The 12496-nt window shown below is 60.6% G+C and carries 9 protein-coding genes; 5 read left to right on the top strand and 4 right to left on the bottom strand.

The window, feature by feature from the left end:
• The first annotated feature begins 42 nt into the window (after nt 1–42).
• Nucleotides 43–1281, top strand: coding sequence for an amidohydrolase family protein (locus tag MWL89_RS10860; RefSeq protein ID WP_244386009.1), 1239 nt, complete (start codon nt 43–45; stop codon nt 1279–1281).
• A 70-nt stretch (nt 1282–1351) separates the two neighbouring features.
• Nucleotides 1352–2275 (top strand): LysR family transcriptional regulator, encoded by a 924-nt coding sequence (locus MWL89_RS10855; protein WP_102377680.1) that lies wholly within the window; start codon nt 1352–1354, stop codon nt 2273–2275.
• 616 nt (nt 2276–2891) lie between these two features.
• On the opposite strand, the gene MWL89_RS10850 is transcribed toward MWL89_RS10855, so the two are convergent.
• Nucleotides 2892–3239, bottom strand: coding sequence for a 4Fe-4S dicluster domain-containing protein (locus MWL89_RS10850; protein WP_102377681.1), 348 nt, complete (start codon nt 3237–3239; stop codon nt 2892–2894).
• 2 nt (nt 3240–3241) lie between these two features.
• Entirely contained in the window at nt 3242–5602 is a 2361-nt protein-coding gene (locus tag MWL89_RS10845) for a molybdopterin-dependent oxidoreductase (protein WP_244386008.1), read from the bottom strand.
• Between the two features lie 446 nt (nt 5603–6048).
• Between MWL89_RS10845 and MWL89_RS10840 the strand changes: the two genes are divergently transcribed.
• The 3 genes from MWL89_RS10840 to MWL89_RS16410 all read left to right on the top strand — a co-directional run bounded on the left by MWL89_RS10840 (nt 6049) and on the right by MWL89_RS16410 (nt 9422).
• Nucleotides 6049–8700 carry a molybdopterin-dependent oxidoreductase gene (locus MWL89_RS10840; RefSeq protein ID WP_244386007.1) on the top strand — a complete coding sequence of 884 codons (2652 nt, stop codon included), beginning with the start codon at nt 6049–6051 and terminating at the stop codon, nt 8698–8700.
• Between the two features lie 72 nt (nt 8701–8772).
• Nucleotides 8773–9123, top strand: coding sequence for an oxidoreductase (locus MWL89_RS10835; RefSeq protein ID WP_102377683.1), 351 nt, complete (start codon nt 8773–8775; stop codon nt 9121–9123).
• Between the two features lie 101 nt (nt 9124–9224).
• On the top strand, nt 9225–9422 hold the full coding sequence (locus tag MWL89_RS16410; RefSeq protein WP_425226270.1) for a zinc-ribbon domain-containing protein: 198 nt from the start codon (nt 9225–9227) through the stop codon (nt 9420–9422).
• A 1048-nt stretch (nt 9423–10470) separates the two neighbouring features.
• Here the strand turns inward: MWL89_RS16410 and MWL89_RS10830 are convergent.
• Nucleotides 10471–11070: an FKBP-type peptidyl-prolyl cis-trans isomerase gene (locus MWL89_RS10830; RefSeq protein ID WP_180994982.1), complete on the bottom strand. Its 600-nt coding sequence runs from the start codon at nt 11068–11070 to the stop codon at nt 10471–10473.
• A gap of 181 nt (nt 11071–11251) precedes the next feature.
• Complete coding sequence (locus tag MWL89_RS10825) at nt 11252–12478, bottom strand: MFS transporter (RefSeq protein WP_180994983.1); 1227 nt, start codon at nt 12476–12478, stop codon at nt 11252–11254.
• Nucleotides 12479–12496: the final 18 nt, after the last annotated feature.

Below are 12496 nucleotides of genomic sequence, written 5' to 3'. Positions count from 1 at the left end.
CTGCAGCCTTTTCGGTTAGTATGATCGATGAAGGAGGTTGGTATGCTGGCATTCGTGGGAGCGAACCTCATCGACGGTACGGGCGCTGCCCCCGTTGTCGATGCTACCGTTTTGATTCAGGGAAAGGCCATCGTGGCGGTCGGATGCGGCATCGAGGTGCCCGAAGACGCGACGGTCGTAAACCTGCGCGGTAAAACGCTGCTCCCCGGTTTCATCGATGCCCATGTGCACCTCGGGGGATCGGATGCGCTTGACGACCGCATGGGCAACCGCGGGCGGCATGCTACGGGGGATTACGCGTACAACGTGAACCAACTGCTCTCGTGGGGCGTGACGGCCGTCCGCTCCGGCGGAGATTGGACGCCCGATATCCTCTCGTTTCGTGACGAGGCGGAGGCGGGGCTGGTTCGCGCTCCGCACATCGTCGCGTCGGGTCGGTTCGTACAGGCTTGCGGAGGCCACCCGCTCAGCACGGTGTACGGCGACGATGCCCTCGTCATGCAGAACGCCTGCGTGCTCATTCACAAGGAAGATGGGGCGGGTCGCATCGAAGCAGCGGTTCGGCGCGCCGTTGGCGAAGGCGTCGATGTCGTCAAGGTGTTTTGCGGAGACGACAACAAGCTCTTGTACCCCGAAGACACGACGGTGCCCACGATGACCGACGAGCAGCTTCGCCTTGTGGTCCGGTTCGCCCATGAATCGGGCAAGCGAGTTATGGCCCACATCGACGATCTGGACGACATGGACAGGGCGCTCGATGCGGGGGTCGATGCGATCGAACACGTCTGCAACGTGTGCACCGACCCCGATCAGGAGATCGGCGACGGACTCTTAGCCAAGCTCGTGAGCCGGGGCGCATACGTGACGCCCACCATCGTGGCCACCGCCGAGCACGAGGAGCACGGTTTCACGAACGGAGCGCCGCCCGTCGCGCCGGCTGCGCGCAGAGCCGTGGCGAAGATGGTGCGGGCGGGCGTTCGGATAGGCGTGGGTACCGACGCCGGCATACCGTTCGTCGCGTACGGCCGCTCGCTCCATCGTGAGATGCGCGAGCTCGTTCAGTGCGGCATGACGCCTTTGCAGGTGCTCGCAGCCTGCACGGGCGGCAACGCGGAATTGCTGCAACGCGAGGATTCTTTCGGCACCGTTGCGGTAGGCAAGGCGGCCGATCTGGTCGTATTGGGCAGCGATCCTCTCGAGAGCATCGAAAACACGCGCGATGTCGCCCTGGTGCTGCGCGATGGCAGCATCGTCGTCGACAAGGGGCTTCTGAGCGCATAGCGAAAACTATATAATGTAAGCAGGCACATGATGCGAACGCAGGGCGGCACGTACGGCTTAGGGGGCTCCTATGAACATCGACCATCTACGAGAATTCATCTATCTTGCCGAAACGCTGAGCTTCAGCGCCACGGCGAAGCGGTTCTACGTCAGTCAATCGGTTCTCAGCAAGCACGTAGCCTCGATGGAGGATGAAATCGGTGCCAAGCTCTTCGTGCGAGACAGCCATCACGTTCGCCTTACGAAGAGCGGGGATGCTTTCCTGGAAGAGGCTTGCACCATCGTGGGGAGCTACGAGCGCGCTCTGGCCCGCATCACGGCGATCAACCAATCGTACGAATCGGTGGTGCGCGTGGGATATCTGCGCAATGCTGCACGCCCGTTTCTCGCCATGTTCCTGAAATGGATGAACAGGGAACAGCCTGGCGTGAGGGTGTCTCTGTCGTGCATGGAGTACGGAGAGCTGTATTCTGCGCTGGCCATGCGCAAGATCGATTTGGCGCTCGCCATCGATCTGGACGTCGATATGAAGGCGCGCTGCAACTCGCAGTTCATCTACGAGGATTGCTTCGATGCGATCGTCAGCTACGATCACCCGCTCGCGTCCTTCCAGAACGAGGGAATCGATGCCGCCCAGCTCGAAGGGCAGCAGCTGCTTCTGCCCGACCCCTCCGCCTATCCCGGCTTGAGCAACTTCGTCGAGGCGCTTCTGCCGCCGAGCGGCTCGTCGCCGACGCGCCAGTACTACAGCGATGTGGATACGATGTACCTTGACGTGGAGATGGGGAAATGCGTGGCGTTCTCGTCCGAGCACAACATTCCCGTTTTCGGCGACAAGGCGTGTTTTCTGCGCATCAACGATCGGCCTTCGTGCTACAGCGTGAACGCCCTGTGGCTCAAGGAGACCAGCGAAGAGGTGGTCGCACCGTGCTTGGAGGCCCTCGAGTACTGTCGCAATCGGCTTGCATCCCGATCTCAGGGAACCTGCTCGTGAGAGAGGCTGTTCCGTTTGCCTCTCAATGTGATGCGCCCCGATTTCCTATCCGCACGGATGGGTGAATCGGGGCGCATGAACGCGGTTGGCCTGGATGGGGCCGATCGGCCCCTTATTTTTCCAGAGCGCTCGGGGCTCCGGGTACACCCGGTGCTTTCGGTGCGCTTGGCGCTCCGGGGGATCCAGGGGCTTTCGGAGCACCGGGAGCGCTTGGGGCACCGGGCGCTCCCGGGATGCCTGCGGCGGGCAGCTCTGCTCCGCATTGCGCGCACGAGGCGTCAAGGGGCCCGCACGTCGCCCCGCACGAGGGGCATTTTCTATCCGATTCGATCGCTGCTGGTCTGAAGCACATGGCCAATCTCCTGTCTCTCGGGGTTTGATACGGGGTTTTCGGGGGCGATCGACCGACCCGGGGGGAGCGGGAGGACGGTTCCGCACTGGGAGCATGAGAGGGCTTGGGCACCGTTCTCGTATCCGCACAGCGGACAGGTGCCGGGTTTGAGCGGCGGCTGTGTTTCGCCGGTGCATTTCCCGCATCCAATGCATGTCTGGCACATAGCAATCCTTCCCGTAGTCGTTCGGTTGCGCTGCCGCCTTGTGGGCGGCAGCGCGTTTTTTAGCCTTTGAGGCAGTACAGAACCTGCTTGGGCTTGGCTGCCAGATCCTTGGCGAGCTCTTCGACTTCGCCGAATTTCAAAACGTGCGCCTGGCAGTGCTTCACGCAGGTCGGTTCGGCACCGCCCTCGGCCATGCGCTTGGCGCACAGGTCGCACAGGTCGGTGAACACGGGCATGTTGATGTCGGTCCAGGCATCTTCGCCGATCTGGTAGATGCCCTCTTCGTGGATCTTGACTCCGCAGTGACCTTCGGGGAAGTCGGCGTGCGTGGTCTCGACGGCGCACGCCATTTCGCATGAATGGCACCCCGAGCACCATTCGTAGTCAACGAGGATTCCCTGTGGCATAGCTACTCACCAACCTTCTCATCGAAGCCGAGTGGATTTGCGAGCGTGTTGTGATCATCCTGTTCGCATTTGTACACGCGGCAGAGTACCGTCTTGTAGTTCGAACCGAATCCGGAGCGGCCGGGATCGTAGGCGAGCAGCTGGTTGATGTTGTAGTCGTACATGCCGCTGAAGCCGCCGTCTTCCCATCCGGCCTGTTCGGGCATCCACCAGCCGTGATCCGTCGAACAATAGCGCGGATCGAGGGCCTCGGTCAGCTGCACGCGGCGTTTCGCTCGTCCGCGATGGTTCTCGACCCAGACCCAGTCACCTTCGGCAACGCCGTACCGGGCGGCCGCTTCGGGGTGCATCTGCAAGATGGGATCGGGTCGCAGGGCGCGCAGGCGCGGTACCTGCCGGTGCTCCGAATGGAACAGCGACCAGGTGCGCGCTCCCGTGGTCAGGATGAGCGGATACTCCTCGTACATCTCAGGATCGGCAATGGGGCCGGGGGAGGGCTCGTCGAAGCTCGGCACGCACTCGATGCCGATCTGGTTGAAGTAGGAGGACCACAGCTCGATGCGCCCGGTTGCCGTCTGGAATCCCGGTTGGCCGTCGGCGCGCAGAAGGCCCTTCTCGTACTTCTTGTATTCGAAGTCGAGGTAGGTCGGAGCGGCTTCGCGCAGTTCCTCGAACGTCATGTCCATGCCCTCGAGGATATGGGAGAACATCTCCTCTTCGGTATCCCACGGGTAGAACTCGGGGCAGATGCGCTTGCCGATTTCGAGGTTGATGACCATGTCGGATTTCGCTTCGCCCACCTGGATGGCCTTGTTGATCGTCTCGCCGCGCTGTACGCCGTCGCCGATGCGGATGCCGTTGCGTTCGGCGAAGGTGCAAGCGGGTAGAAACACGTCGGCGAGGGCCTGCACCGTCGGGGTCATGTACAGATCGACCGAGACGATGAACTCGAGCTTCTTGAGCGCGTTGTAGGTGCGGCGCGTGTCGGGCGAGGAGTTGATGAGCGGGTTGGTGGTCTGCAGCCAACCCGCTTTCAGCGGGTAGTCGTTGCCCAGCTCGTCCTTGCCGGTCTCAAGGCACTCGATCGTCACGTCGGTCGAAGCGTTTTTGAAGCCGTAGCGGTACAGCGGGTACTTGTGGATGCCGAGGCGTTTCTCCTTCTGCTCGTCGGATAGGTTCTCGCCTCCCCAGCCGGCGTAGTAGGGAAGAATCGACGGGGGAGCGATCATGCCGCCGGGCACATCGACGTTGCCGGTGATCTGGAAGATGGCCGAAAGCGCTTGGCAGGCGGGCACGGCTTCCCTGCTCATGTCCACTGAGACCCCCCACTGCATGATCATGCCGTCGGCGTTCGCGATCATGCGCGCCGCTTCGACGATCTTCTCGGGGGCAACCCAGCAGATTTCGGCTGTTTTCTCGGCGGTGTAGGGTTCGCAGGCTTCTTTCAGCTGGTCGAAGCCGTAGCACCAGCAATCGACGAACTCCTTGTCGTAGATCTCCTCTTCGATCATGACATGCAGGATGCCCATCGCGAGTGCAGCGTCGGTTCCGGGACGCAGCGGCAGGAATATTTCGGCCTTCGTACCGAGCCAGGTCATCTTCGGGTCGATCGAAATGATCTTCGACCCGCGTTTCATGCAGTCGACGACCCAGTGGCCGTAAAGACCGTCGGAATTCGATACGATGGGGTTGTTTCCCCAGAGGATGATGCACTCGGGAATCTTCCAGCGCGGATCGTCGTAGCGCTTGGTGAACTGCTGCGAGTAATCGCCCACCCAAAACGAGCCCGACGTGCACATGGACGAGGCGATGCGTGGTACGAAGCATGCGCATCCGGAAAGGGCGAACACGACGTTGGGGCTTCCGAACGACCAGGCGAGGTGGCTGATCCACGGGGCGATATCGCGGCCCGTGCCCTTGAAGAACAGCACCGACTGGGCGCCGAACTCTTCCTTGTACGCCAGAAACTTCTCGGCGATCAAATCGTAGGCTTCGTCCCAGGTGATGCGCTCCCAAGCGTCTTTACCGCGATCCTCGGGCTTGCGCTTCATGGGGTAGACCACGCGGTTTTCGTTGTAGGCGGACTCCATCAGATCGAGGCACCGTACGCACAGGCGCCCCTCGTTGAAGGGGTTGTCCGGATCGCCCTCGACCTTGACGAGCTTGCCGTCCTTGTCGGTGTACATGAGAAGACCGCAGCCGAGATGGCAGCCGGGCCCCGACCAAGCGCTCCCGCGCGTTACCGTGTACTCGCCCTCCTGGTAGCGCCAAGGCTTATCGTGCTCGACGTATTCGTACCTGTCCGGGCGGCCGATTTTCTCCCCTGTATGTCTCTCATGGGAGACGTCTTTGAGATCAGCCAACTCTCTCTCCTTTCTCGTCCTGCCTTGCGTAAGCGAGCACGGCGATGTGGCGTCGTGCTCGTGCGGGGCGCTATCCCGTCTCGAATGAACCATCGGGATGGGATAGCGCCCAGGCTCTTGCTGCTAAGTGTAGAAAGGAAACGGGGTGGTTCGCGTTTCGTTAAATGAAAGGAGTATTCCAAAAAGGAAAGTGATTATTAAAAAGCACCTTGTCCGATATTCCACGGGCAATGCTCCAAAATATCCCTCTCATTTTTGGAGGATGCTCAGCCAAAGATTTTTTGCGTTCTTTATAGAATGGCAAGTATCTGCTTCCTGGCTATCTCGCGAAGACGTGGCGGTTGGTCGGAAAGGGAAGACGAGTGAAGAGGACGGGCAGTCGCGAGTGCCGCACGGGGCGGCGTCCACGTCTGTTCGCATCAGCGACAACGAGAGGAGATCGGATCATGAGTGACGAAATGAATGATCGCGAGGCGTTTGAAGAGGCTGCGTTTGCCCGATCGAACACCTTGGTTCAAATCACCGAGGCCGATGACCAGATAGGCGATTCCGTGCGCGAGCGGGGCATTGCATACGGCGTCGACTACAACAACCACTACAACTTCGACAAGTACCCCTTCAAGGCCCGTTACAAAGAAGGCGACCTCGATGCCACCCGCACCGTCATGTGGTCGGGCCCTGGCTGCCATCAGAGCTGCGGCATCATCTTTTACACCGACAAGGATGGTCGCCTGGTGAAGACCGAAGGCGACCCCAACAACCCCTACACGGCGGGCCGCCTGTGCATGCGCTGTCTCGAACTGCCCCAGATGGTCAACAACCCCCGTCGTCTGACCCATCCCGTGAAGCGCGTCGGCGAGCGCGGCGAGGGCAAATGGGAGCGCATCAGCTGGGACGAAGCGTACGACATGATCATTGAGAATGTCCATCGCATCCAGCGCGACTACGGTCCGGAAAGCATCGTATCCATGATCGGCACCGGCCGCAACGTCTCCCAGGCCATCGCCCACAATCAGTACGCCAACTTCGGCGGCGCCGACCTCACGCTGTGCTTCCTGTCCGGCGACTCCTGCATGCTGCCCCGCACGGCGCTGTGCTACGTCATCATGGGCAATCAGTGGGTTTCCGACTTTTCCCAGTTCCGATCCAAGCGCTACGAGCTGGATCCCGAATACGAAATCCCCGAAGTGGCCGTCATCTGGGGTACCAATCCGATGATCAACAATTCCGACGCTTTCCAGGGTCACTGGATCATCGAGGCCATGAAACGCGGCACGAAGGTCATCACCATAGATCCGCAGCTCACCTGGATCGGCGCTCGTTCCGAAAAATGGCTGCGCGTGCGTCCCGGCACCGACGCCGCCTTGGCGCTCGGCTTCATGAACGTCATCATCAACGAGGATCTGTACGACCACGAGTTCGTTGAAAAGTGGACGTACGGCTTCGAGGCCTTGGCTGAGCGCGTGCAGGAGTACCCGCCTTCGAAGGTTGCCGAGATCACCTGGATCCCCGAAGAGGAGATCGTGGCCGCCGCCCGCATGTACGCCGCCGCGAAGCCCGCGACCATCCATTGGGGCCTTGCCGTCGACATGTCGAAGAACGGCGTCATCACCGCCCATGCCCTCGCATGCTTGGTGGGTATCACCGGCAACATCGACGTCCCCGGCGGTAACGTCCTCATCGACCAAGCCGCAAGCCTCGAGTTCGGCTACAACTCCGGTATTTGGGAGCTTGAGGGCACGAACATGGTGGAGAACCGCCTTGGCGTGAAGCGCTACCCGTTGAAGCAGTACGGCTTCACCGCCTCCTCGCAGGCTGATTCTATCTTGCAGGCCGTTGAGACCGAGCAGCCCCATCCCGTGAAGATGCTCTGGATCGAATCCGCCAACCCGATCGCCAACATGGGCCAAGACGCCCCACGCCTGTATCGCGCCCTGAAGACCCTCGATTTCGTCGTGGTCGAGGACCTCTTCATCACGCCGACCGCCGTTGCGTTTGCCGACCTGGTTCTCCCCTGTGCGATGAGCCCCGAACGCGACTGCCTGCGCGTGTGGTTCGACCCGTTGCGCACCCTTACCAAGGCCTGCTCCGACTACGGCGAGTGCAAGTCCGATGAAACCATTATGATCGAGCTCGGCCACAGGATCCATCCCGAGGCCTGGCCGGAGCACGTGGTGGACGACCGCTCCTACATGAACTGGCGTCTCGAGCGCGACGGTGTCGTGGACGAGGACGGCTCGCCGATGACTATGGAGACGGTAGAAGAGAAGTACCATGGCATGTGGTACCACCATTACAACTACCGCAAATACGAAAAGGGCATGCTGCGCCCTGACGGGCAGGTCGGCTTCATGACCCCCACGGGCCGCTATGAACTGTACTGCACGTTGTTCGCCTCTTTCGGCGACGATCCGCTGCCGTACTACCAAGAGCCCCCGACGAGCCCCGTGTCCACGCCCGAGCTCGCCGAGAAGTACCCGCTGATCCTCACCACCGGCAAGCGCTCGTACGAGTTCTTCCACTCCGAGTGGCGTCAGCCCGAAACCATCAGCCGCCAGATACATCCCGATCCGATGTTCGACATCCATCCCGACACTGCGGCCGAGTACGGCATCGCCGACGGCGAATGGGTGTGGATCGAGAACCAGATGGGCAAGATGCGCCAGCGTGCCCGCTTGAACCCGTCTCTGGACCCCCGCGTCGTCTCCACCGAGCACGGATGGTGGTTTCCCGAACAGGAGCCTGCGGAACCCAGTCTCTTCGGCGTGTTCGACTGCAACCCCAACAACCTCATCCCGCAGTGCGAGAACGGCTCCAACGGCTATGGCGCTCCCATCAAGTGCGGCATGTGCACCGTCTACAAGTGCACGCCCGAGAACAGCAAGCCGGAAGACCAGCCCAGCTATCAGGTGTGCACCACCGGCTACACTCATGGCCAGACGCATACTACCGACAAGCCCAGCTTCTATGACGGCTGGACTCCCGACTACGAACCCGAAGGTTTCTTCGACATCGACGAGTATTGGAAGACCCACGAGCGCATGGCTCCCAATCCTATCGATCTCGACGACCCCGCAGCCCACAAGTACCGCTACTAGGAATTGCGACGATGCTCGATCCGGTTCCAGCCGCTGGGCTGGAACCGGGCGAGGAAGAAAGGTGGAGATTACATGTCTGACATCAAGGGCGAATACGGTCTGTTCATAGACTATGAGTACTGCTCTGGCTGCAATGCCTGTCTGACGGCCTGCAAGATGGAGCATAACATGCCCGAAAGCGACTTCGGCATCCGCATCTTCCAGGATGGACCGTGCCAGTCCAGCGACGGTTCTTGGCACTACGACTACCTGCCCATGCCCACCGACCTATGCGACCTGTGTGCCGATCGCGTGGCAGCGGGCAAACTGCCGACCTGCGTACACCACTGCCAGAACGCGGCAATGGTTTACGGCAAGGTGGAGGACCTGGCCGCTCGGGCCAAGGCCGCCCAGAAGGACAAGATCGTCATCTACGTGCGATAAGCCCTTCTTTGAATCATTCGGTCAAAGGCCTGACTGCTTTGGGTGCAGTTGGGCCTTTTTGACGTGGACTACCGAGAGAGCAGAAAGGGAGATGGCTGCCTATGGGACGTTGTCACTATTGTATAAACTGCGGTCTGTGCAGGGGAGAGAAACCAAAGGCCATCCTGGTGCCTGTATGCATTCGTTGCGGGCACAAGAACCCTCTCGGGTCGAAAACATGCGAGTCGTGCGGCGAGTCGTTGGAGCTTCAGCCCGGAGTCACTAACACGGCGAATTCGGGCGGCTTCAGCACGCGATAGACGCCTTCGTGCCGCGCAAATCCATGGATACGCCGCTAAGGTAGCGCTTGGCGCATTCGCGTATCCGGGCGCTGCCCCTCGCGCCGAAACGGCCGACGGGCTTCGGAAGGCCGAACTCGTGCCGCGTCGTCGTCGAGCGCTTCGTGTACCCGTCCGCGAAGCGCCGCCCGAACCCCCTGAATGCTCCTTTCCGAGCAATCCTGCCTCCGACCCGAAGAACCCCATGGCGGTCCGATTCATTGATTGTCCAACAGTGGGGCTCTTCGCGCTATCGGGGTTCGATTCATTTTGAACCAGGCCCCTTTCATTGCCCGCAGCATGCGGCAGAGCCATCGAGGTCGATCTGCAGATCCATCGAAATTGATCTGCATCCTATTGATCCAATGACCCTTCGCTTCCTTGATGTGCCTGCAAACAATGGTTGCTCTGGCGCTATGGCATGGTCTTCCTGTGGCCGAAACGAAAGAAAGCGTCGGGTCTCAGCTCCATGCGGGCTTTGGGCAGCATCGCCTTGCCCGGACGAGGGGTCATAAAAATGAAGGAACCGGTTCCGGATGGACTCCGGAACCGGTTCCTGTCAGCATGGCTCTGCTTCGGTTCGTTTGGGTTCGGTGATGCGGCTCTCAGGCCTCTTCCGTCCTGTCTCGCCCCGACCCTTGAGCGAGTGTACCGGGCGGGGCTCGACGCGCTAGGCCTGAGGCTTACCCGGAGCTGCAGGGGCGCCGGGAGCTGCAGGGGCGCCGGGAGCTGCAGGGGCGCCGGGAGCTGCAGGGGCGCCGGGAGCTGCAGGGGCGCCGGGCATGGCAGCTTCGGGCAGGTCGGCGCCGCATTGCTCGCATTTTTCCCGATCAGAGTCGTTAATAGCCCCGCACTCGGGGCATTTCTTTGGCAAGCTGATACCTGATGGTCTAAAACACATGAGAATACCTTTCTTTTTCAACTGACATCCAAAACGAAATTGTCTTGGCACCTACTATGATGACAAGAAGACAAACCGAACCAAGCGTTGCACCTGCCTTCTTGTATCCAGATGGTAAAGAATCGACATCTACGCCGATTCTCCGGCCCCTTTTTCAAGAGCCTCGTAGCGCTGGTCTATGTCCTCGGGCGAAATACCGAGGTTGTTGAGGAAATTGTTGAACACCGGTACTTCGGAAACGGGGCGGGTACTTGCCGTCCGTGCCATAGCGCCGTAGTTTGAGAGGGGTGTGCGGCGTGTCTTCTTCGGAAGGACTTCGGCGATCTTCAAGTCGTAGATCAGCGTTTTTCCGGCGAGCTTGTTGTTGAAGTCGAGGAAAACATAGCCGTCTTCGATTTTCTGAACTAGCGCGGAAACCTTCTGCCCCCCGGGGCCTGTGAAGGATATCCGCTGTCCAACGGGCAGTTCGTCCGCGTTGGGAACGTAGCGCAGATCGCGCTTCTGAACGTTGAATTCGCTGTAGCGCCCGAAAGCCTTTTCGCAGGGGATGGTGACTGTGCGCGTTTCGCCGACTTCCATTTCTGCAAGGGCTTCGTCGATGCCCTTGATCACCTGTCCGGCTCCAATGGTGATGTCCATCGGGCCGTTTTCCTCGCTTGAGTCGAAAACGGTGCCGTCTTCCAACATGCCCTTGTATTCGATGAGCACGCGTTGGCTATTATCATCCATGCGTTTCCTCCTATTCTGAATCGCGTTGTTTCCAGACGGTTTTTGCCCCATATCCCATCCCGCGAGGTGGGATATGGGCGGGGACGTCGCACCGCCCCTTTGCTGTCTGATTCGCCACGAGAAGAGACGAATCGGGCCGGCACGCGCCATGCGATGCCCTTGCGTGCCGGCCGAAATGGGTTTACTTGCTCTGGGACTCCACGGCGTACTTGCCGCAGCGCACCATGAAGACGATGGAGCACACCAGGCCGATGGCGCCCACGATGCCCAAAGGAGCGGCCACCATGGCCCAGCTGCCAGTGGATTCCACGATGGCGCCCGCGATGGGGGCCGCAGGGATGCCGCCGAAATTGGACCCGATGGGCAGCGCGGCCATGACCAGCGCCACGCCGGCAGGGGTCTTTGCGGCCCACTGCGCGTTGGAGAACAGCGCCGGCGGCACGATGTTGGTGAACAGGCCTACCAACACGGCGACGACGATAATCGCGGCCTGGCCGGTGAAGATGAACTGGATGATGCCGGCAACCGTGCATAGCACCATGGTTCCCACCAGTACGAGCGGCTGGTTCTTGACCTTGCTCAGTACCACGCCGATGATGAGCGAGCCCACGATGCCCGTGACGGTGGTGATGGACGACACCGAATTGGCGGCGGCCATGTCCATGCCTACGAGCGGGGTCTGCAGATAGGTGGGCGCCATGGCCGACCACACTGAGAAGATGAAGGCGAAGCAGGCGAACACGATGACGAGCAGCCACGAGTTCAAAGACGTGAGGCCCGCCCACGGCTTTACGTCGCCGCCGGCCGCCACCATGGCCATTTCCTCAGCATGGTCGATGCGGATGCAGAAGACGGTGAGCAAAAGGCCGATCACCACGATGGCCAGGCACACCCACCAGACGCCCTGCCAGCCGCCCGTTGCGCTCAAGATGAATGCGTAGGAGTTCAGCATGATCAGGGAGCCTGCAGCGGTCCAGCATGCCCAGATGGAGTTTGGGATGCCGCGCTTGCTGGGATCCTTGAACAGAAGCGTGATGAGCGTGGGGCCTGCCGTGGCCAAAAAGCCGTTGCCCAAGCCGCCGATGAAGCGCGAAATGATGAACACTTCCACATTCGGCGCCAGCACGCCGACGAGTGAGTCAAGCGCCATGCACACGAGCGCGGCGATCAGCATGCCCTTCGGGCCGATCTTGGTCTGGATGGCGCCGGTGACGAACGCGATGATGGTGCCGGCCACCGAACAAGCCGACATGAACCAGCCAGCCTCGCCCAGGCCGCACTGGAAGTACTCCATGAGGCTGCCCATGGCAGGCGGAACCTTGAAAAAGCCGATGGCGAAAATCGCTCCCATGATGAAGATGAGAATGAAATTCAACCAGGCATTGCCGGTCTTGCTTTTCTCTCCCATTGAACTCTCCTTTTGATC

The organism is Raoultibacter timonensis (assembly GCF_022845715.1).
Classification (GTDB): domain Bacteria; phylum Actinomycetota; class Coriobacteriia; order Coriobacteriales; family Eggerthellaceae; genus Raoultibacter; species Raoultibacter timonensis.
The sequence above is the reverse complement of the archived record's forward strand: the minus strand, read 5'-3'. Positions and strand labels throughout refer to the sequence as shown.